The 23,355-nt window shown below is 35.7% G+C and carries 13 protein-coding genes; 4 read left to right on the forward strand and 9 right to left on the reverse strand.

The window, feature by feature from the left end:
- The 7 genes from DZ60_RS22655 to DZ60_RS0107000 all read right to left on the reverse strand — a co-directional run.
- The coding region (locus tag DZ60_RS22655; protein WP_034229014.1) for a beta strand repeat-containing protein at positions 1-6,771 on the reverse strand (6,771 nt) is incomplete at its 3' end.
- A 759-nt stretch (positions 6,772-7,530) separates the two neighbouring features.
- Positions 7,531-8,634, reverse strand: coding sequence for a formylglycine-generating enzyme family protein (locus DZ60_RS0106975; RefSeq protein WP_241448728.1), 1,104 nt, complete (start codon positions 8,632-8,634; stop codon positions 7,531-7,533).
- 418 nt (positions 8,635-9,052) lie between these two features.
- Positions 9,053-12,145, reverse strand: a complete 3,093-nt coding sequence (locus tag DZ60_RS0106980; protein ID WP_034229016.1) for a sulfatase-like hydrolase/transferase — start codon at positions 12,143-12,145, stop codon at positions 9,053-9,055.
- Between the two features lie 934 nt (positions 12,146-13,079).
- Positions 13,080-13,751, reverse strand: coding sequence for a response regulator (locus DZ60_RS0106985; RefSeq protein WP_025741374.1), 672 nt, complete (start codon positions 13,749-13,751; stop codon positions 13,080-13,082).
- Positions 13,752-13,845: 94 nt separating this feature from the next.
- On the reverse strand, positions 13,846-15,903 hold the full coding sequence (locus tag DZ60_RS0106990) for a tetratricopeptide repeat-containing sensor histidine kinase (RefSeq protein WP_025741375.1): 2,058 nt from the start codon (positions 15,901-15,903) through the stop codon (positions 13,846-13,848).
- Positions 15,904-16,007: 104 nt separating this feature from the next.
- Complete coding sequence (locus DZ60_RS0106995; RefSeq protein ID WP_025741376.1) at positions 16,008-16,391, reverse strand: hypothetical protein; 384 nt, start codon at positions 16,389-16,391, stop codon at positions 16,008-16,010.
- 433 nt (positions 16,392-16,824) lie between these two features.
- Positions 16,825-17,562: a LytR/AlgR family response regulator transcription factor gene (locus DZ60_RS0107000; protein WP_025741377.1), complete on the reverse strand. Its 738-nt coding sequence runs from the start codon at positions 17,560-17,562 to the stop codon at positions 16,825-16,827.
- Between the two features lie 495 nt (positions 17,563-18,057).
- Here DZ60_RS0107000 and DZ60_RS0107005 point away from each other — a divergent pair, with 495 nt between their 5' ends.
- The 4 genes from DZ60_RS0107005 to purB all read left to right on the forward strand — a co-directional run bounded on the left by DZ60_RS0107005 (position 18,058) and on the right by purB (position 21,857).
- Entirely contained in the window at positions 18,058-18,741 is a 684-nt protein-coding gene (locus DZ60_RS0107005; RefSeq protein ID WP_025741378.1) for an SIR2 family NAD-dependent protein deacylase, read from the forward strand.
- A gap of 61 nt (positions 18,742-18,802) precedes the next feature.
- Positions 18,803-19,354: a hypothetical protein gene (locus tag DZ60_RS0107010; RefSeq protein WP_034229019.1), complete on the forward strand. Its 552-nt coding sequence runs from the start codon at positions 18,803-18,805 to the stop codon at positions 19,352-19,354.
- 323 nt (positions 19,355-19,677) lie between these two features.
- Positions 19,678-20,067: a hypothetical protein gene (locus tag DZ60_RS0107015; protein ID WP_025741380.1), complete on the forward strand. Its 390-nt coding sequence runs from the start codon at positions 19,678-19,680 to the stop codon at positions 20,065-20,067.
- A gap of 446 nt (positions 20,068-20,513) precedes the next feature.
- Positions 20,514-21,857: an adenylosuccinate lyase gene (gene purB / locus DZ60_RS0107020; protein ID WP_025741381.1), complete on the forward strand. Its 1,344-nt coding sequence runs from the start codon at positions 20,514-20,516 to the stop codon at positions 21,855-21,857.
- A gap of 95 nt (positions 21,858-21,952) precedes the next feature.
- Here purB and DZ60_RS0107025 read toward each other — a convergent pair whose 3' ends face one another.
- Together DZ60_RS0107025 and DZ60_RS0107030 are read right to left on the reverse strand one after the other, a co-directional pair.
- A complete protein-coding gene (locus tag DZ60_RS0107025) occupies positions 21,953-22,489 on the reverse strand; it encodes a DUF4252 domain-containing protein (protein WP_025741382.1) in 537 nt (178 codons plus the stop codon).
- A 293-nt stretch (positions 22,490-22,782) separates the two neighbouring features.
- On the reverse strand, positions 22,783-23,319 hold the full coding sequence (locus tag DZ60_RS0107030) for a DUF4252 domain-containing protein (protein ID WP_025741383.1): 537 nt from the start codon (positions 23,317-23,319) through the stop codon (positions 22,783-22,785).
- Between the last annotated feature and the right edge of the window lie 36 nt (positions 23,320-23,355).

The following is a 23,355-nucleotide window of genomic DNA, read 5'->3' on the forward strand; positions in this document are numbered from 1 at the left end:
CGTACCAGATGCTCCATACGCCTCATCTGAATCACTACAACCATCGTTGTCAGTATCTGTATCTAAATTATTTGGCAGCCCATCGTTATCTGAATCACAAAATTCTGAAGCCAGAATATTAGCTTTTAAACCTAGTTCAGCAGTAACATTAGTAGAAGAATTACCAATTAATGAAATTGTAATTTGGGTAACGCCTCCTTTAGAAACTATCGTATTTCTTAATAATGAATTAAAAGTTAAGTATCCGAATCCTTGGGGAGTTCCTCCTGAAGGTGTGGGAGCAGCTACGTAATCAATACCTGCTATATTCGTTTGAACTAATAAATCAGAAATAGCTGGAGGTGTGGGGAAATCTCCTGGAACACTGTTAATAACAAATGTAGCATTTGATAATATCGAACCATCAAGAAAGGTAAAAGTGAAATCACCTATTAAATTACTAGCTGAAGCTGATGTTTCATAGAATAGATCGCCAATATAAATTTCAATATCTGTTAAAGGTACATCAGGTGTAATCGTTATTGTTTGAGTATTTCTCTCAAATAATCGTAAATTACCCGCGCCTGCGCCATTCCTAAAATTATTAGAAGTCAAAGCATTTACGTTAATAGTTTCACCATTACTTGTCAGTACACCAACATTACTTGGTTGCGAACTAGCTAAATCGGGGAAATTAATTATTTGCTTATCTACAACTGTAAAAGTTGGACATTCTACACTATCCAAAATCCCATCATTATCATCATCTAAATCGGCACTATTCCCTACACCATCATTATCGCTATCAGAATCTACAAAAAGTGTAGCTGCTCCGCTTACTTGTTCACAAATATTAGCTTCATTAGTAATAACAACTTGATATTGATTACCAGAATCTGTTGTAGTCAATGCAGGAGTTGTATAGGTTAATAGCGCCCCTGATACAGTAGTTCCTGAACCACCACTACCGCCAACAACATCAGTAAAAGTATTTCCATCATCCGTACTTACTTGCCATTGATAGATTAAATCAGTACTGGCTGTCGTAGCAGGATCTGTAGTAGGTGCAGCAAATGCAATTACTATGGCAGTAAAATCTGCTGTTTCGCCATCAAAAACTGAGGCATCTACTGGATCTGTAGTCACTTGGGTGGTTATAGCCTCTTGAAAAGTATTTTGCCCCCCAGCAGTGGTTGCTGGTGTTGTATCATAGGCACTAGCAGTTACACCGGCAGCCGTTACCAAACCATCGCCATCGACATCTGTATTAGTCAGCACCCCTGTACCAAACGTACCATTGTTATCAAAATCAGTATCCTGATCTCCATACGCCTCATCAGCATCAGTACAGCCGTCATCATCACTGTCAGTATCTAAACGATCTGGATCACCATCGCCATCAGTATCTAAACTACAATCTGTAGTAAATACCGCTTCAGAAAAATCCAACTCCATAAATTCATCAGCATAATCAAAGGTTCCACTGTTTCTAACAGTTCCGGTTATTGTGACCTCTGTAATACCATTCGGTAAAACAATATCAAAATCATAATTACTCGTTAGGGTAGTTCCTTCCCCATTAGGGGTTACTGCTTCATACAGATCCCCATCATTGTCTAAAACAAATTGATATCCATTACTAACTACAGTGTTAGCGAATATAGGAGAAGATCCGGTTGATGAAGGATCATAAATATTCTCTGATGTAGCATTTTGTGCGTTATTATCTATTGCTGTTCCTGTAGCTCCTGCAAATCCACCTGTCCAAGTAATTGTCCAGATAATTACATCTGAATTTCTAAAAGTCGTAGAAGGCACTTCAACTTTTGCTCCAGAAACCCCTTCATCAAATGTATGGGTTACAAAAATGGTATCCCCATTTGTCCCAGAACTTATATCCCAAAGAGCTCGTATACTACTTCCCCCTATTTCTGAAATTGTTGGAGTCGCAGTTCCTCCCGTACTTACAACATCATTATAGACCACACCATCCGAATCGGTTAATACAAAATTGGGGTCGCTTCCTGAAACTGCTAATCCCAAAGTAGTTGATACACCGCACTCTTCTGAATCCAATATACCATCATTATCATCATCTAAATCTGTATAATTTCCTACATCATCATTATCAGTATCGATATCTACCCCTAGTATAGCACTATGTTCTATTAAAATACATGGATTATCAGGATGAGTAATCACCAAATTATACACATTCCCTTCTAATCCTGTTACATCGGATATTGTTAATTCTGGCAGTGGTGCCACTCCTGTTCCTGAGAACCCTGAATATACTCCTCCATCTGTCGTGCCATCAATATCAACACCATTACGCTGCCATTGATATACCAAACTTGTAGAAACATCTGTTGGACTTGCTGTGTAATCTGGAGTACCCGGCACTGTATAGGTTGTGGTGCTTGTAGCACCTGCACTAGTAATTGTAAAACTAGTTCCCGCCCCCTCTAATATCAATTGATCTGTAAGCGCTATCGCATTTACATCTACTTCTGTTGCTATTTGAAAACTATTTCCAACTGGAGTGGTTAAGGTTGCAGGGGTAGTTGTGTATCCATCGTCTGTACCATTAATACCAGCGGCTGTAACCAATCCATTAACGTTTACCTCTGCTCCCGAAATTACCCCGCCATAGGTTCCATCAGCATTACTATCTGTACCCGAGGCACCATATGCCTCATCGGCATCTACACAATCATCTGCATCACTATCAAAATCCCTATGATCCGGCAATGTGTCCCCATCAGTATCACAAGCATAATCATCTGCTGCTCCAACAAGAGATGTAGAGACATCCCAATCGTCACCATTTGCAGTAAAAACATAACAAATATCCATTATTGCTGCTCCTGACCAAGGAATAGTCACCGAAATAGACGTAAAGGCTCCTGATGTTGTTGAAATAGGAAAGGATGCTAACGAAGCTGTTGCACCATTGCTTGTAGAAACTGTTGTATTAGTACTAACGTTATCATCAGGATTTGTGAATGTAGCATAGTCTGTACCATTTACATTAAGTACTAGATCTGCAAAGAGGTTGTTTAAAATTACATTACTAGAACCGTTGGTACGCACCGACAACTCTAAGGTCACCTCAGTAGCATTAGTAATAGAAGAAACATCAGTTACAGAATAACATATATCTTCATTTGTGGCACTATTTGATTGATTTTGAGCATTGGCACCCATAGCTGTAATCGTCCAACTAGTCCCTGTTCTATCCCAATTATTAAAATCTGTATCAACTGCTGGAACTGCACATTCATCTGTATCTATAATCCCATCGTTATCATCATCTAAATCTTCTAGATTCCCCACTAAATCACCATCATAATCAGAAGGTGATACGGCGGGACCTGTAGGGTCAATAATAATAGCATCTAGAGAAGTTTCATCTCCAGGAGCATTATCTGTTAATGTATAAGTAACAGTATAGACATCTGCTGCACCAATTCTTTCTATGGCTTCTGTGACCGTATAATTTTCATAAGTGCTTACTCCATCAGGAGTAGGTGGGCCAAACTTGCGATATACATCTCGTAATGCCAGGCCTGAAATTCCGTACCAATAATATTTTACAAACGCACCTTCTCCTACTCCTGCACATTCTAGTGTAAAATCAAGAAGCCCCAAAGGGTATTCATAGGTTGGATCTAAAGAGACCTGATCTTCTTCCTCTTCAATTTCCATTCGAATAATAGAAGTACAGTCTCCATTTACTGGGGTTGTTTGAGAAACTTCTAAAGACACATAAGTTCCCATCCCAGATCCATCCGGTCTTGATGCAACATTAGATTGCTGAGAATCTAATATGCCATCATCGTTTGCATCTCCTCCATTAGGTCCTGCATCTTCTACCGCCTGATCTACGCCATCACCATCATCGGCGCTGGTACAAATACTATCATCACCACTATCGGTAACTGAAGTAGTTGTACCCTGAGGACTACCTGCCACTGTTGGCAAACCATTTTCATCTACTGTATCACCCAAACTATCATCTACATCAAGATCAGCAGTCTCGAAAAAACCTGCTCCCTCTAATGCATCTGGGCAGCCATCTCCGTCTGAATCTGTAGACTGAAAATTCGGATTTCCTGCTACATCAGTATCCGCTATTGTATAACTAATTGTTCCTGAATCAGCCATAGTTTCTACTCCATCAAAAAGACCATTGCTTCCTGACCCTGTATCTTGTCCCGTAATGACACCATCAGTATGAGGTAAACCGTGACCCGCTTCAACTACATCATATATCCCATCGTTATCACTATCCAGATCAAAGAAATCAGGCACGCCATCACCATCGGTATCAAACTCAGGCTGTATCAAACCATCATCGTTACCTATACCGCCTATAGTATCATCATCATCTAAATATGCAAAATTACCATCTGCATCTAAATCGGCATATGGATCAGAGGGAGACTCATCAATATTTGTAATCCCATCACCATCGACATCTAAATCTAATGGATCTAAGGTAAAATCATCATCATCGTCAATTGCCGAATCACCGAGAGGACATGCAAACCCGTCATTACTAGTAGTAACTATTGTATTATTTAGCAAGGACTCAAAAGGGGTTCCCGTGGTATAATCATTAATCAAATATAATCCACCATCGTTATAAGAAACGTACAATCTGTCTTCTGAATCCGTAAAGGCAGCCCCAAAATTAGTTGCCGTGGGCGTTGTTAATCCCGGAACTGTATATTTTTCTTCTAATGTGAGATCCCACACTACTAATTCTTGATTATCGTTTACACCGTATAGATTTCCGTTAATAAAAACGACATCATTTACTGTTGTTGAAGGAATTGCACCCCCACCAATACCCGTAAATGTAACACTTACTAAAGGTGGTGTTCCTCCTACCGGAAGTGTTGACAAATTCTCGATTTTATGATATTCTTGACCCACATTAATCCATAAATTATCAGCGTCATCTACATCTCCTGAGATTCCGCCACTACTCCATCCAGAAATGGCTCCAAGGTCCTCAATAGCTCCATCTATTCCTACCCTAATTAAATGGTTCTGTATGGGACTACTCGCCCCACCTTTTCCTATTGCATATACATAATCATCTGCAATATTATACCCTGTGGCATTGTATACTTCTGTTGTGGCAATTGGATCCGAATATTCTCCCGAAATAGGGTCATATGTTTTTAACTCTCCCGATATTATCTGATAAAACGCACTTGGGCAATCAAATGGTGTCAATGAACTAGACGGACATGCAGTGGCATCTAATGGATCTGTTACGGCCGTAGTTGTATCCTGCGGACTGCCTGCATTTGTGGGTACGCCATTATCATCAACTGTATCTCCTAAACTATTATCCCCATCTAGATCACCTGCTACAAATGTACCATCACCTTCTATGGCATCGGGACATGAGTCTCCGTCTGCATCGGTGGACTGAAAATCTGGATCTCCTGCAATATCTGTATCTGCGATTGTATAATTAATTGTCCCTGAATCGGCTGGGGTCTCTAAACCATCAAACAATCCATTACCTCCTGATCCCGTATCTTGATTTGTTATTCTTCCATCGGTATGTGGCAAACCATGCCCAGCTTCTACAACATCATAAATACCATCATTATCACTATCTAAATCAAAAAAATCAGGAATACCATCACCGTCTGTATCGAAACTTACTTCTACCAAACCATCAATATTACCTATACCTCCAGTACTATCATCATCATCTAAATATGTAAACACGTTATCCATATCAGCATCGCCATAAGGATCTGAAGGAGATTCATCTAAATTAGGAATACCATCTCCATCTGCATCTAAATCTGTATTATCAACAATATTATCTTCATCAAGATCTACTGCCGAAATGGTCGTTGAACAAGAAAAACCATCATTTCTTTGTGTATTATCAGAAGGACCAATAAGTGCGGCTGTAGGAGTTCCTGTAGCATATCCGTCTACAAGAAATAATCCTCCTCCATTATTAGCGATATATAAACGACTCTGATTATCTGTAAACACAGCACCATAATTGGTAACACCTGTAGTAGGAAGATCTCCTGTGATAGGAACAATACTTCGGTCAGGGATATCCAGGTCCCAAATATATAATTCTACTCCATCGACTCCATAAAATGAATTTTCACTACTGATATATACAAGATCAAGTGCTGCCATTGCTCCTGGATTGTTATTCCAAAAAGCATTATTTAACAATACCGTGGTTACTGTTCCTAAAGGATTCGAAGTCAAGGTTGATACATTGTCTATATAACGAAGGTTTCGTCCATCTCTCATATATAACCTATCATTTGCTACATCTCCTGCAATGTAACTTGAAGCAGGTGTGGTATCTAATTCTCCCAGATCATCAAAATCACCATTACTATCAATACGAATTAAATGATTTGCTAAACTTTGCGGAGATCCTCCGGTATCTGTAAGCTCTACAACAGCATATAAGTAATCATCGACAGTATTGTACCCCCCTGCGTTATATATTTGGAGTGTACTAAGCGGTGTCCCATAAGAACCATCGGATGGATTATAGGGTCTTAATTCTCCGTTAATTGCCTGAAACAAGGTACTAGGACAATTAAAAGGAACGGTTGCTTGTCCGTAACTGGTGCTACCTATACTTAATAGGCATAGAAACAGTAATGATTTAAGACTATTAGAAAAACTCTTACTTACAATACATTTATGATCTCTAAAAATATTAAAAAAGATATTTCTTGTATGTGACTGTTTATTGAGTAATAATCGTGTAAAAACTTTCATAAGCACGTAATATGATTATTTGGTAAATCGTTTAAAAAGATATGCAAGGATAGAAGGCAGATACTTCTCTTTGTGAATTAGAAATATTTTGAATATTTCTTATGCTATTAATATGTATTTCGGAAGTTTTCTTTAGAAAAGAAAAAAAGCACCTATTTACGGATATAAAAAAACGTATATCTATAGGACTAATATTGGGTAAAACTAAATTATTCTTGAAGACTCTAAGAAAACAAAAAGAAAGAATAGGTTGTAACAGTACCTTTGAAGTATGCGAAAGCAACTTTATCATAGTTGATGTTATTAAAATTTATCGTTATTCATTTCCCTTAGTTAATTGGCTCGCCAAAATTCCTTAACTAAGGTATATTTATGTATTTCATCTTTTATTTCTAAAATTAATATGCTAAAAAAGCAAGATTAGAAACAAACAGATTCTTTTATACTATTAAAAAACTACTTACTAAATTCTAAAATCAATCATTATCTCTGAACATTATGTTAAAGTTATGTATAAAACTTTGATAATAAATACCATACAAACTCAAAATTTATACGTTAAAACAGTAATACTAAAATATCCACTGTTAAACTCATTAAAATTGCGAAAAAAATCGTTTTTATGACATATCTATCACAAAAACACATAATACCTCTAAAAAAACACAATAAAATTACATTTTAAACAAAAAAAATTGCTTTTATTACGGTTTTTCTATCTAAAAACCTTAACAAATTAACATTTTCCTTTTTTGCTTACTATTTATTAATGATCGTTCTAAAGCCCTTATGCTCTGAAGACGAATCTAGGCTATTTCCCATTCTGGCAGAAATTCTGAAACTTGCGCAATAAGTGTCATTGCACAAAAAGGAACCTCCTTTTATTACTTTTTCTGGTCTACCATTGATTGGCTGATTGGGTCCAGAAGGATTACTTAAAACCTGTTCGTGTATTTGTGAGTAATAGTTCGGATCATACCAATCTGATGTCCATTCCCACACATTTCCTGCTGTGTCATATAACCCAAAGTTATTCGCAGGGTATGTTTTTACAGGTGCAGTGTTACTATACCCATCACTTTTATCATCATTTTTAGGAAAATCTCCGGTGTAGGTGTTGGCCATAGCAGCGACAGCTTCTAATTGATTTCCCCAAAAAAATACTTTGTTTTTTTCACCTCCCGTTGCGGCGTACTCCCACTGGGCTTCAGTTGGCAATTCTCTACCTGCCCATTTACAATATGCCAAAGCATCTTCGTATGCTACATGAACTACTGGATAGTTTTCTTTTCCGAGGATATCACTTTCTGGTCCTTGTGGGTGCTTCCAGTTTGCTCCGTTTTTCCATTCCCACCACTGCGAAAAATTATATAAATTAGCTACTCCATCAGGTCGGTCCTTAAAAATCAATGATCCCGGTTGTAGGATTGAATCTGCTGGCTTTGGGGTTCCCGGGGGTAATTGCTTGCGCAACTCCTCCCAATCTACAGGCCTTTCTGCTAATGTTATATACTTTGTTTCTTGTACAAATTTATCGAACTGCGCATTCGTTACTTCATGTATATCTATTAAAAAACTATCTATATGAACAGAGTGTCTAGGCATTTCGTGTGCCATAGCTAATGTATCAGATTTCTTCGCTCCCTGAAAAAATGTCCCTTCAGGAATCCAAACCATCCCAGAAGGGATGCTATCTTTACTTTTTATACGTATTGTATTTTCCTTTTCCTTAGTTACAGAAGTTTCAGATTTATCATTTTTACAGGCACACACCATACTACCTATTATAAATAAAACGAACATACAGAAGGAACGGGTTTGATGTTGTATTTCTGAACACTTTTTTTCAAGTGAATATTTCATATTTCGACTTTGTTATTAAATTGATTCAATTTTATTACTTAAACCCAGCGTATGCATTAAAAAATCTACAGCGACCTTCAATAGCTTCAAAAACAAACGTTTAGCATCATTTTATACTTTCTGTCGCGGTGCTAGGCAGAAAGTGAGAAATGCCCTTCTTTATTGCACTTGAACGCTTTACAACAAAGTTCTGCTGCATAAAGTGGGTTTAGAGAACAATCAGAAAACATCCATATGACTAGACTTTCTGGTATTGGCCTATAGTAATCAAAAACCTTGTTTCGTTATGCACATAGACAAATTCAGTGTAATGCGTGAACTGTTTTGATTTTCACTGAAAAGATATAAAAAACCAAATGAGTAAGAAATATTTTTCAAACTCATTTGGCACAATACACTTATTAATATAAACCCAATCTTACATTTTAATAAGCTGCTTTATTACTACGTCATTTCCTGAATGTATCTGCATAAAATATTGCCCTGCAGGAATTGATGGAGATGCAATTCTGATTTTTTCTTCTGCATTAAAAGATTTAATGTATACTCTCTGCCCGATACTGTTAAACATCTGAACTTCTATTTGTTTGGCATTTATACCTTTTAACGAAATAAAGATTTCCTCGGTAAACATACTCGGATATACTGATGCAGAAAATTTACTTTGTACAGTACCTTCTTCAGTTATCGCTATGTTTTCTGAAATTACTTGATTTTCTTCTACACCCGAAGCTATTCGTGCAGCTGCACTTTGACAACCACTAATTACAACATCATCTATATAGACCCAATCCTGATTTCCTGATGCATCTGCTCTAAATCGCAGTTGAGTAGTTGTTGTAAATGGTCCCGCAATAAGTGCCTGACCAGGATTACGCTGATTATTTACAAACTCATCATTAAGGTTCCATTCTGCAACAGTTACAAAAGAAGCTCCTGCATCTGTCGATATCTGTACCCAGAAATCTTCATTTACATTATCCATACTTACACAGATATATGAAAAATCAACCGTTAACTCTTCGTAAGGAGATAAGTCTAGTGTATTTGTAGTCATTACAGATTCATCTGTATTGTCTTGTAATTCGATACAATAGCTACCCGTATTAGCATAAGCGGCATCTGCTATATTTCTATCAGCATCTACACCGCCATCATTCCAGATTCCCCAATCGGTCTCAAATCCTTCTGTATTAATCACTGTATAAGTACACGGCGTTGTATTATCTTCTAAACAGGCTGCTGATAATACCTGTGATCCTGACAATGCAGCATTATATACGGCAACAGCATCCATTTTTCCTGTATAAAAACTATCTGCGGTTACCCCAAAACTATCCCTTGTTTGTACACCTCCTAATCCACCAGCACCGGTATGATTGGCAATCGAGGCTGCGGCTGCACCACTAGAACTTGTTAACACTCCATCAATATATAATTGATGACTACTAAGTGAACCATTATATACTAATGCAATATGATGCCAATCTCCGTCATTAGGAAATGCTGCGCTCAATGAATCTGAAGCCGAATTACTACTTCGCACTATAGTCTCTACATTGGTTCCGTTAAGACGAATCACAAAACCTCTTGATCCTCCTCCCTCTTCAAACAAATCTTGAATTCCTGAGAAAGAAGATGGTTTTACCCACATAGTAATGGTTCTCGCCGATGTAGCTGTAATCATAAAAGGACCTGGATTTTGACTGTATTGTATTTTTGTGGCTCCATCAAATACAGCAGCTTGATCTCCTTCTTTAAAATCTACAGCATCGTATGTTATTGTACCAATTACAGCAATTGCATCATTTCCATTTGAGGACACATCATCTGTTCCTGAAGTAGTATCAAAACTCCAAAGTGCCTGGTATGTTTCTGGCGCAACGCAAGACCCGTCTACTGGTGGTGTTGTAATCTCTATTACCTCTGGCAATGGTACTGTAGCTCCTGTACTTCTATAGGTGGGTAAAGGCGCTGATACATTGATCAAATATGCCAGAAGATCTGTACTCATATCATTGGCAATAGTTAAGGTTGCAGTATCAGGACTTCCTGCCAGTAAATCTGTTGCCTCACCAATATCTGTATCTAAATTATATAACTCGTATGAGGCCGTTTCATAGTAATGAATTAATTTATAATCACCTTTTCTTATGATAGAAACAGGTCTTTGATCTCTTTGGCTATTGGCAATATACCCAGGAAAATGCCAGTACAATGCATCTCGACCAAGATCTGGATTAACTCCGGTGAGCATTGACCACTGACTCACTCCGTCGATATCATACCCTGATGGTAACGAAGCTCCTGTGATTTCTGCCAATGTAGGATACAAGTCAAACGCTTGTATTGGTGTATTATTAATAGTTCCCATATTGGCAAGTAAGCCTTCTGACCAGGCAAAAGTAACGGATCGAATTCCTCCTTCTGTATATTCTCCTTTCATTCCTTTGAGCGGTACATTATCTTCTGGGCCATTGGCTCCCCCATTATCTGAGATGAAGTACACCAAGGTATTTGCAGATAACATATTACCAGGATTACGCGGATCGGCGGTGGTCTTAAGGTAATCAATAATTCTACCAATATTTTGATCCATCCCTTCTAAGATTGCTGCTTGAGCAACATTATCATGTCCTATTTGACTTGGATTTGTCGAGTTTTTGGCTACATATTTTGAATAAAGATCTGGTCGTGCATTGGCTTGTCCCCAAGGACCATGAATTGCATAATTACTAAAATGCATAAAGAATGGTGTGCTCTTATTTGTTTCCATAAAATCTAATGCAGCATCTCCTAAAGCATCTGTAACATGCTTATTGGTTCCTTCGATAGAATTATCTCCTGCCAAATCAAGTGATTCTTGGGCGGTATATGGATCTGCATATACATCTAATTCTGGACCAATTCGCGCATGAAACTCCCAGTCGGTGCCATTAAGGGCAGCAAAATAAGACCCAGGTGCCCCATCAGAATCTCCACCATAATTAAAATCAAATCCTTGATCTGTAGGACCATTACTTAAACTACCTCCTGAGTGATACTTACCAAAATGTGCGGTGGTATATCCCTCTGGAGAGGTTTTTACGGTTTCTGCAATCGTAATAGCACTTGCAGGTATTTCATCTTCTCCGTTAGACAATCCCTGACTAGGCCCAACTAATAAGGAATTGGCGTCTCCCCTATTAAGACCATTTACCGCAAATACATTATTGGTCGGCCTTGATGCCCACTGACCACTAAGAATGGCTGCTCTTGTTGGGGCGCAATTTGCGCCGTTTACATACGAATTCGGAAAAGCAATCCCTTCATTGGCAAGCAAATCAATGTTCGGTGTTTCATAAAAATCACTCGGATTATTCATGCTTGTATCTACAGAACTTGTCTGTGACCACCCCATATCATCTGCAATAATAATTACCACATTGGGCGAGGGTGTTTGTGCGTATGATATACTTTTTACAAAACAAATCATAAAAAGTGTCATTACTAATCTGGTACTTTTTTTCATAAAATAAAAGTTTAGAATTTACAATTGGTATATCAACACCAAACCTCTGTAAAGGGCCATATTCTGTGAACCTTTGACAAAAGTAATCGGTGCAGTACTTAATTTATATTACTGATATTATTCGGGGTAAGGCCACAAAGAAGCTGCCATGAAGGAGGCAATACCAACCCCCGTAAACAAACTGAAAACCTACGTTTAGTTATGCTTTGATCGATTATGAATCAAAACAATCAGGTATGTTCTAATGTACATTTTTGTTTGAGAGTGTTCAATAATTACATCCATAGTCATTTTTCTTTAAACTAATAAGGTTAAAAATTAAATAAGCATAGAAATGGGGTAATTAGAATGTGAATCGAAAGAAGATAAATTCACATATTTCCACGAAGTTAAATTAAATATAAAATACTGAAAAACAATGATTTAAAAACACAATAAAACTACTGAGAAACCTTACTTTTAACAAAAAATTAAGTTTTTGTCTATTATAGAAGAAAATAAAGATGATTTTTATAAAATTGACAAGAATACTGTAAAGTAATTCTCAAATTAGCTCTAATTTTTGTTTTTTCCTCACTTCTTTACTCATAATACCCCTACTAAGTCAAAAATATTAGAACAAAAAATCCCCTCAACATACATCACGGTATATCACCTACAATTACCTTTTTTGAGATTCGGGTATTTCGAATGTATTAAGAGATGGTTTAGGATTTTAACATAGAAGTTTTTCTTGCTCCGTAGTGCTGCTATAAAGCTCAAAAAACACCTCCATTGATCAAAAAATCTTCATTTTTCGCCAGAATCAAAAAAGTTAAACCACTTTTCATAAGTAAAAAAGGAGTTAACCAGTGTGGGTAACTCCTTTTTGCTTATGCATTTGTGCTGTCTCATTGATTCTTTATAACAAATCAATGATGAGATACTATACGGTCTATATAAATCCTCTTTTACGAGCTTCTTCTAATAATTTTTGATCATCGGCTTTGGCAATAGAAAACATCTCTTTGATCTGATTCTTTCTTTTCTCAATTGCACTTAATGACAAACTCACATAATTAGGTAAGTTCTTTGTTTTTACACCACGAGATAAATGGTATAAAATCTTAAGGTTTTTCTCATCTAGAGAGAATTTATTGGTCATCATTTTTCTAAAATGATCGTTCACTGTTGCACTGTAATATGCTTTTCCTTCTACAATATTATTAAAGGCTAACAGCAACTCACTAGAAGTCAAATCACTTTTGATCAAAAACCCTGCTGGATTGATATTCTTAAGGATATTATGTATTCTATGATCCTCTCTATGCATGGTAAGTATAATCACACGGGCCTTTGGTAGTAATTGTTTTGCATGTTTTGCCAAATCCTCACCAGATGTGATCGTACCATCGGTAGATGGTGGTAATTTTATATCTATAAAAAGCATATCATACGGGGTAGTCTCTGAAGATTTTACGATATTGGCATAGGCATCATCGCAATTTGATGCAATATCTATCTTAATCTGATATTCTTTTTGATTTTCTCCCAGTAATGTATTCTTATATCCTTCTATAATCATTGGGTGATCATCGATCATAAGAACTTTTAGCTTTTTCTTCATCTTAAAAATTTTGCGTTTTTTAGGTTTTAAAAAAATAACAAACCGCCATATCAACTATACACATAGAAACGATAGTTTGCCTCTCTATTATTAATTAGACACTAACAGTAGCTGTATTGAGTGGTACAACAACCGAAACGGTGGTGCCCGAGCTATCATCACTTAAGAACTCTACTGCCCCACTCATTTGTTTTACTCTGGATGCAATATTCTTAAGACCAATTCCTTTTTTGACTTTATTGGCCTTAAATCCTATTCCATCATCTAAAATAGTAAGTTTTATGCTATCTTCGACATAATCGAAACTAATTTTTATAGATTCTGCCTTTGCATGCTTAAAAATATTCTGCATCGACTCCTGTATTATTCTAAAAAAGTTTACTTTTTTCTGATGATCTACTTCTTCCCAATCGATGTTCTCATCATTGCTAAACTCAAAATTAATCTTATGCGCATCGCATAGGTCACTGATCAGGCTTTCTACGGCATCGGTATAGGCTACATCCGTCGGGATCGCCTCTGTACCCAGGTCATGCGAGATCAATCGGATTTCTTTTTCTATCGATTTGAGCTCATCGATATACTTGCTACGGGCATCATTAAACTCATCGGTTACCCGTTGGTTGATCCCATCGAGACTGAGCCGTACCCCAAACAAACGGCCTAATACCCCATCATGTAGTTCTTCTGACATTCTTTTTTGCTCGAGTTGGCGACCTTCTTCGAGTTTGATTTGTTGGCTAAGCATGAGTCGATAGGTCTCCTCGTTGGATTCTTGTTGGCTCTTAGCAAACAGAAGCTCTTTATTGCTTTGTTGTTGCCTAAAGATGATGTATCCTAAAAGAAATAAGGCAGTAAGTCCCAAAATCGCAATAATCAGGATCTGATTTTCTTTACTCATCTGGATATTTTCTTCGACGATCTCCTCGGTTTCGAAACGAATACGGGCAAATTTATCTCTAAATAAACGCTCTTCTTTGACCAAACTATCATTTAACGCAATATATTTTTTTGAATACCCTAACCCTGTATAGCTATCCGAAACTTCCGATAAAATCTGATATGCCTTTAATAACTCCTCATTATTTTGTAAATTCATCGATATATCTCTAGATCTCTCTGCATAAGCCCTAGCAATACTATCTTCGTTAATTGATTGGTAGTACTCTGCCAAATGTAATGTATTCGTAGCTATTCCTGATTGATCATTAATCTTTTCCCTAATACCTAGGGAACGAAAAAAAAGATCGGGAATACTATCCAGATCTTTAGACAAAAAATTCACATAGGCTAAATTATCCAATAATAAAGCATGTCTTCTAAGGTTTTCAGACAGAAAATCTTTGTATGCCAAAGCTTTGTTGTAAGAATTCTTAGCATCTATATATCTTTTTTGAGACTTATACGCCGTTCCTATATTATTAAGAGAAACTAATGTCTGCAAAACCTCCATTTCAGTTCCCTTTGAGAACTCAATTGCCTTTTTGTGATATTCAATTGCCTCTTCGTACCGCTCTGAAAATTTTGCTAGAATTCCTAAATTCGTATAACAAATTGGTAAGTAAACTTTGTTTTCAGATTCTTCAAAACTTTCAATTGCCCTAATTGTAAGGGATTCACTTTGCCCATAATCTTTAGCTTTTCGTAAGATCTGGGCCAAATCTATTAATACAGTTCCGCGATCGAATGCTATTTTCTTAACATTCCTACCTTTGGTACTTATAGTTGTATAAATCTTTTCTGCTTCATAAAAATTGCTATAGGCCATCTCAATTTCTGATTTCCGATAATGAATTCCTAAATGAAAATAGGATTTAGCGATACTCAAAGAGTCATTAACCAATTTTGAAATTTCCAATGCCTTTTCATTCATTTTCTTATAATTTTCAAAATCTTTCAATGAATAATAAGCAATCCCTATTTCATGAATTTTTTCAATTTTTAATAAATTATTCTCCAGTGTGGAGGCTATTCCGTAAGCTTTCTCCAGATTATTCCTTATTTCTTCCTCATTTGCTTTTTCCAATTCGGAATTATCAATATATGTCTGTATCAAATTTGACTTCAACTCTTGACTTTCTATAACTTCATTAGAATCAACACATCCAAAAAAGATCAAAATAAACAGAAAAAAACATAAATTAAGCCTCATAAAAATTTTATTTCCAAAATAATCAATTTAAACAAAACAAAAAAGTCCTAACCATAATTAGAACTTTTTAAAATTGTTTTGAAAACTTTTAACGTTTTAGAATTTTATTTTTTAGGTTTGATTTCGATAATATCATCTTCCAACATCAATCTTCCCGGTATTGGTGAAGTTTCAACTTGATCATCTTCACTCATAAACTTTTTGATAGGTTTCGTTTGTGCACTATCATCTTCAATCATGGTATTATTAGTAGTAGTGGGGTCCGTATCCACAATATCATCCTCTTCCATAGATTCCGTTGGTTGTGTTGTAGCTTCATCATCTTCAATCATAGACTTGTCCTGAGGTTCCGTTTCAGCAGTATCATCCTCATCACTCAATTTATCAATTCCTTCAATTCCTACCTCATCATTAATATTATCGGCCTCACAGGCAATGATTAAAGAACTTAGTACTAATACAGCGAATATATTTTTTAACATTTTCATCTTCTTAATTTTTTTAGTTGTTATACTTTTCAGTTTCTAAAAGATCTTACTGATCTTCGGGGGGTTTAGTTACTCTATTTACGTTTGTTTGTTATGTTTGTGCATCGTCGCGCTCACGATTTCTATTTCTTAAAACTACACTTCTTCAATTTTATTTTTGCTAGAGAAGCATTTGTTGTTCGTTTTGTACATTACAAATGTAGTTCGATTCTGTCTTCGCGCCTAATATATTAAAGAGTGTTTAGTAACTGAACGTCAATTAGAAGTAAATGAACGTAAGATACGGGTCATTGGTCGAATTTAAATAAATGATGTTTTTTGTAGGAAAGAAATTACTAATGATATGATAAAAAAAATAAAAATTAGCACAAAAAAAGACCGAAAGTAATGTGATACTAACGGTCTTTTTGAAGGTGTGTATATTCTAGATTGGCTATATATAAATTAAGCTTTTCTTGGCCAAAGCATCCCTTATTTCCTCGACATTATTCTTATAGGATTTAGAAAACGGGATCATGTCATCGGTGTTCTTAATTGCACATTTGGCTTTGCCAAAATGAATCCTCGAAACATAGTGCGTATTGATAATGTAGCTATTATGAATTCTTACAAAATGATCGGGTAATAAATTCTGAAAATGTTTTAAGGTTTTAAAGGCTTCTACCTTGTCGCCATTATTCATGATAAAATCCGTGGTATTATTATCTGCTTTGAGATACAAAATCTCATCTACATCAACAAACTTATAATCGCCATAAGATTTAAAACATAAGGTGTTATCTTCTATCTGCCCAAAATCCTTCTCAAAACGCATCAACGTTCTGTTAACCTGACTTTTACCAAAGGGTTTCAAGATATAATCCATGATACGATTACGGATTCCTTCGATGGCATAATCTGATGTTTTGGTTATCACAACAAACTCTGGTAAGCGAGACATATATCTCGATAATTCTGTGATTAATGAGTACTTCGTTTTGTCACCATGGGCACCCGGTACTTCTGGCTCTAAAAAAACAATACGTGGTCTTCTTTCTAGAATTAAATCCAATGCATCTTGCTCATCCTTAGCAATTCCTGTACAGATATAATCTGAATTTTCTTCTAGAGAAATTTGTATAGTATCTGCTATTTTCTCATCATTGTCAATGACAACATATGGATATTTCATAGGGTATATATTAAAAAGTTATTTTCGGCTTACTTGCGATATGTTATTCCGTTTACAAGGTACGGCATTTAGGACCTTAGTCGGATGCGGTAAAACCGTACCATTAATACGTTAATACTTTATTTACTAGTAATAATGCGGGGTTACTCATCGTGTTTTATGGTTGTTTTATCTAAAAAAACACCAAAAACTAAAAAACCGCCATCAAACACGCTCTTTTTTGAGGGTAAAAAAGCCTAAATAATATGGAAAAACCTTAAATAAATCTTAAAACCCTTACTAATTTGCCTCATTTTTTTATAACAAAAAGTGTAAAAAATTGTGTTTTTTTATATTTTTCGTCATCCCATTTGTGTAGTTTTAAGGATCCAATGGTTTTTGGAAATTACTCCAAAAAAAACGGGGAAGCATTCGTTAAACGTATCTAAACATCGATAAAAGAAGTAATACTCTGATAATTGACACGAGTTCACCCCAAAAAAATATAGAACAGCTATGAAGAACATTGTCGTCCTGACTGGTGCAGGAATTAGTGCAGAAAGTGGTATTAACACCTTTAGGGATGCAAATGGCCTCTGGGAGGGTCATGATATTATGGAGGTTGCCTCGCCTATCGGATGGGAAGCAAATCCCGCATTGGTCCTCGATTTTTATAACAAACGAAGAAGCCAATTACTTACTGTATCACCAAATCAAGGACATCTAAGCCTCGTTGCTCTAGAAAAAAAATACAATGTTACTATCATTACTCAAAATGTAGATGATCTGCATGAGCGGGCTGGTAGTTCTTCTATTTTACATCTGCATGGTGAACTTCTGAAGGTACGTAGTCAGCATACACAAGACCTAGTTCTTGACTGGAAAAAAGATCTGAACTTAGGAGATTTATGCCCAAACGACTCGCAATTGCGACCACATATCGTATGGTTTGGCGAAGAAGTACCTCTACTTAATACTGCGATTACAATAACAGAAAAAGCAGACATTCTACTAATAATTGGTACTTCTATGCAGGTATATCCTGCGGCTAGTTTGTTGCAATATGCACCTAATCAGACGCCCATATATTTTGTTGATCCAAACCCTGCTATCGCTCCCAAACCCCATCTTACGATTCTCAAAGAAAAAGCTACTACAGGGATCCCCAAAATAGTGAACACTTTACTTGACCAAGCTTAAGACTAATTACAGTTATCTATACCATAAACGTCTTACTCTAAATAAGGAAACCTTTGTACAAATGAGCATGCTAAAAGAGATTTTATCTACCATTAATCATTCGCGAGAAAAAAGAAGTTCTTTTGCACATATGATACTGCAACAACCAACATTGTTGCCCGAACTGCTCTCTATTTGTGAACAAGTCGATGACGAAATCTCGTTTAGGGCTGCTTGGGGATTAGAATTTTTATGTAAGGATTCTATAACACCTTTGCTTACCCATCTCGATCGTCTCTTTATTATTACTCCTAAAGTATATCAGCACCAGGCTGTGCGACCAATGGCTAAAATATTCGAATATCTATCGCTTGGCTACTACAAAAAAAAAGATCCCCAAATACAACAGGCTCTTAGTCGACTGCATCGAGAAAAAATGATAGAAATTTGCTTTGACTGGCTAATTACAGATCAAAAAGTAGCCGCAAAAGCATATTCGATGACTTCTTTATATTTATTAGGTACAGAATTCGATTGGGTACACCCTGAACTTAAAAACATACTCGAAAACACGTATAGTAATGGTAGTGCTGCATACCAAGCACGCTGTAGAATGGTCCTGAAAAGACTTTAATGGTTATAATTTTTGTTCAAAATTAGATTTCAGATCTATGTACAGCTCAAATTAAAAGCAACCCAATTTCTGACATTTTGATCTACTCTAGCATAGATTCATAGACTTAAATTACTGTATTTCAACACCTCTACACACAAACATAGACATCTTTCGTATGATTTCGCACTTCGATCTTAGCATGTGCAACTCGGCACCTAAAGTAATGAATACCAAAGTTTTTTATTTTTCTTTAAAAAAAACACCCAGATTACGGAAAACTGTAAATATTATTAAAAATCCCATCTTATTTTTATACTGAGTTTAATACCAAATCATTGATTATGTCAAAATTATTTTTAGAACCTGGTGACATTGTTAAAGTAATCAACATATTACCCAAAGCAAAACACATCAAAATTAATGAGGAATATGCCGTGGAAAAAGTGAACACAAAACAATTTGCGATACGGATACATAACAAATTGAAGTATTTCAACTTGAGTCAATATCCCATTATCTTTGAAAAAATTGAAAAAAATCCACTCTCTAAACTTACCGAAGCTAGTCTCATAGCAGTACAAAATGATCTTATTGCACTTGGTAATTTCTTTAGCGAAAAAGGATTAGAAAAAAAAGAAGCTGAAAACATGCGACGGCTATGCTTAGTTAAAGATGAAATCAACTTGAGGTATCAGGATCTTTTTCAGATATCGCAGGATTCGATGATATAAAGACGATATAAAGCCGACCTCTTATTTTTCAAAAAAAGCTGTCCCAAGATTAGGTCTAAGCTCCTTTTTTCGATTAGAACTCATCTTAACTTTTTCTAGCTCTTAAAAAACGGTTAAAAACAAAAAGTCAAGGTGAATCCTTGGTAAACTTCTGCTATTGGTCTCTCTGTAGCTCTGGTAATAGAAATATTTGTACTACCATCGTATCAATAACAAAAATGTAACTATGATTGTTTATATTAAAAAAATGAAATGTTGAATTCTCGATCAAATAAATATAATTTTGCTTTCATAAGAGCTTATAAGTATTAAGGCTTGATTATTCTTTCGCTATACATTTAAAGTGCTATTTTGAATATTTTTTACGGGAATCTGTAATTACAAGTAGCGAATTGAAAAAAGTTTAAACCACTTCTTTATCTTTGCAGCTTCCAAAAAAGAAAATTATGTCTTCATTTCCTTTGCAAGCAATCTCACCTATTGATGGACGGTATGCTTCAAAAACTAAATCGTTAAGTGCTTTTTTTAGTGAAGAGGCACTAATCAAATACAGAGTATTAGTAGAAATTGAGTACTTTATTGCATTGTGCGAGATTCCGCTACCGCAATTAAAAAGTATTGATACTACTATTTTTTCGCAATTACGTGACATCTTTACTTCGTTTTCTACCGAAGATGCGCAAGCAATAAAAGACATAGAAAAAGTAACTAATCACGATGTAAAAGCGGTTGAATATTTTATCAAAGAAAAATTCGACTTACTCGGTTTGCAAGAATATAAAGAATTTATACATTTTGGGCTTACCTCTCAGGATATCAATAATACTGCAATACCTCTTAGTATCAAAGAAGCTATTGGTGATGTTTATATCCCTAACTATCTAGAATTAAAAGAAAAATTAAGTTCATTGGTATCAGATTGGTCAGACATCTCTATGCTAGCGCGTACACACGGGCAACCTGCCTCTCCTACACGATTAGGAAAAGAACTGCAGGTCTATGTAACGCGACTCGATGCTCAATTTGATTTATTGAACGATATCCCCAGTGCTGCAAAATTTGGCGGTGCAACAGGAAATTATAATGCACACAAAGTAGCATACCCAACTATTGACTGGAAAGCTTTTGGAACTCAGTTTGTTCAAGAAAAACTAGGATTACACCATTCTTTTCCTACGACGCAAATAGAGCATTATGACCATATGGCTGCCTTATTTGATGGACTGAAGCGTATTAATACAATCATACTTGATCTTGATAGAGATATCTGGACGTATGTATCTATGGATTACTTTAAACAAAAAATCAAAAAAGGAGAAGTCGGTTCTTCGGCAATGCCACACAAAGTAAACCCGATTGATTTTGAAAACAGTGAAGGAAACATCGGTATTGCTAATGCATTGTTTGAGCATCTGTCTGCTAAACTCCCTGTAAGTAGACTACAGCGTGATCTTACGGATAGTACTGTATTGAGAAATGTAGGCGTGCCCTTTGGGCATACTATTATTGCTTTTCAGGCAACCCTAAAAGGGTTAAACAAACTTCTTCTTAATGAAACAAAATTCGCTGAAGACCTAGAAAACAATTGGGCTGTTGTTGCCGAAGCGATACAAACCATCTTGAGAAGGGAAGCATACCCAAACCCATATGAAGCACTAAAAGGACTTACACGTACCAATGAGGCTATTAATCAAAAATCTATTGCTGATTTTATAGAAACATTAGAAGTTTCTGATACTATTAAAGCTGAATTGAAACAAATTACTCCGTCAAATTATACTGGGATATAATCTAAATACATTATACAAAACAAAAATGCTATGAACCTTATAGATTCATAGCATTTTTGTTTTATACATCTTACCCTAAGCAGGTGAGGTGTTTCTTACTCAAAAGTCTTTGCGATACTCTTAAACGCATCAAGATTAAGCTTACCTTTTTCGAAAGAGCTTGCCAATTTTGCCATTTTCTCAGGCCTCATATTGTCTCCTAAGACACGTATCAAAGCCAACCCTTTTTCTGAATCTGTTGCAAATACTATAACCTCATCAATATCATCATCTTCTCCCTGATATTTTAATACCGCTTTGGTACCGTTAGACCCAAAACTCATTAAAGTCTGATAGGTATCATCATTTAATATTTTTTTAATGACCAAACGTTCTTCTTCGAATCTCGGTTGATTACTCTTATTGAGCGGTAATCCAAGAAAATTTACTTTTTTAATACTCTCGATAGCCTCTTTCTCTTCTGTGGTAAGGCTAATCCCTTCCTTATCTAAAAGGCTAGAAGGTATATCGACTGCTATAAAATCAGCATCTCCCTGATGATCAACAAAATACTGTTGTAGTGATGGTTCACTATTACAACTCATTAATACCGCAATAGCGACTAAAGCTATTAATTTAACTACACTTCTCATTATCTATTCGTTTTGATTGATTATTGATTGATTTTATATAATACCATTTCTAACTTAAAATGGTATAACACGAAAAAAGGAGCTATTTGACTATTTTTTTAATGCTATTCCTATAATTGAATACTTTATTCAATATTGATATAACCCGAGCCGATTGTAACGTTAAAAATAAGATTATTGTATTCTAGATTAAGACGAGAATGACATTGCTACTACGAACAGGAATCTTATATTTTTTCGGACTCAGGTTACATTATATTATTTGTTATCGTGTTATTCTTACTTATTGCTTCTTAATTACTCTTTTTAACTTTCTTCAACTCTTTCCCTCCAGGAATATTAAGGTCGTCTGCAAGTTTTGAGACTTGGCGTAAATCAATTTTTCCTGTTATTGTCAGTATAATTGATTTTGCTCCATCACCCTCATCATTTCCTTCTAGATACATAAACAACTCTTTTACATAGTCATCGCTGGCTCCTGGCTTATAGTAGAACTTTATGTTATCACCTTCATCACTTTTTACTCTCATTAATTCATCTAAAGAGGCTTTTTTGAGATAACTTCCTACATCACTTTTCATCTTCTGCCCTACTCCTTCATTTTCGGTAATAAACACCTTGATATTATTAATATTCTCTACCAAATTAAGGTACTCTTGCGTTTCTTTGTCTGAGCTTTCGAAATCTATTTTGCTAAGAAGTTTAAACATTTTATTCGTAATCACCATAGAAGTGACATCATTCATATCTTCATATTTATCAAAATAACTTTGAGCATTTGACATATATGGCGCAACAATTAGTGCTAAAACAATTGCTAACTTTTTCATAATTTATATTCTTTTATTTTTCCTCATATAAAATAT

Origin of the sequence: Aquimarina pacifica, from assembly GCF_000520955.1 — a bacterium.
In the GTDB taxonomy this organism is placed as follows: Bacteria; Bacteroidota; Bacteroidia; order Flavobacteriales; family Flavobacteriaceae; genus Aquimarina; species Aquimarina pacifica.

What these genes read in the sequence shown, in the direction of transcription:
- DZ60_RS0106975 (WP_241448728.1), bottom strand. Translation starts at nt 8,634, where the DNA reads ATGAAATATTCACTTGAAAAAAAGTGTTCAGAAATACAACATCAAACC.
- DZ60_RS0106980 (WP_034229016.1), bottom strand. Translation starts at nt 12,145, where the DNA reads ATGAAAAAAAGTACCAGATTAGTAATGACACTTTTTATGATTTGTTTT.
- DZ60_RS0106985 (WP_025741374.1), bottom strand. Translation starts at nt 13,751, where the DNA reads ATGAAGAAAAAGCTAAAAGTTCTTATGATCGATGATCACCCAATGATT.
- DZ60_RS0106990 (WP_025741375.1), bottom strand. Translation starts at nt 15,903, where the DNA reads ATGAGGCTTAATTTATGTTTTTTTCTGTTTATTTTGATCTTTTTTGGA.
- DZ60_RS0106995 (WP_025741376.1), bottom strand. Translation starts at nt 16,391, where the DNA reads ATGAAAATGTTAAAAAATATATTCGCTGTATTAGTACTAAGTTCTTTA.
- DZ60_RS0107000 (WP_025741377.1), bottom strand. Translation starts at nt 17,562, where the DNA reads ATGAAATATCCATATGTTGTCATTGACAATGATGAGAAAATAGCAGAT.
- DZ60_RS0107005 (WP_025741378.1), top strand. Translation starts at nt 18,058, where the DNA reads ATGAAGAACATTGTCGTCCTGACTGGTGCAGGAATTAGTGCAGAAAGT.
- DZ60_RS0107010 (WP_034229019.1), top strand. Translation starts at nt 18,803, where the DNA reads ATGAGCATGCTAAAAGAGATTTTATCTACCATTAATCATTCGCGAGAA.
- DZ60_RS0107015 (WP_025741380.1), top strand. Translation starts at nt 19,678, where the DNA reads ATGTCAAAATTATTTTTAGAACCTGGTGACATTGTTAAAGTAATCAAC.
- purB (WP_025741381.1), top strand. Translation starts at nt 20,514, where the DNA reads ATGTCTTCATTTCCTTTGCAAGCAATCTCACCTATTGATGGACGGTAT.
- DZ60_RS0107025 (WP_025741382.1), bottom strand. Translation starts at nt 22,489, where the DNA reads ATGAGAAGTGTAGTTAAATTAATAGCTTTAGTCGCTATTGCGGTATTA.
- DZ60_RS0107030 (WP_025741383.1), bottom strand. Translation starts at nt 23,319, where the DNA reads ATGAAAAAGTTAGCAATTGTTTTAGCACTAATTGTTGCGCCATATATG.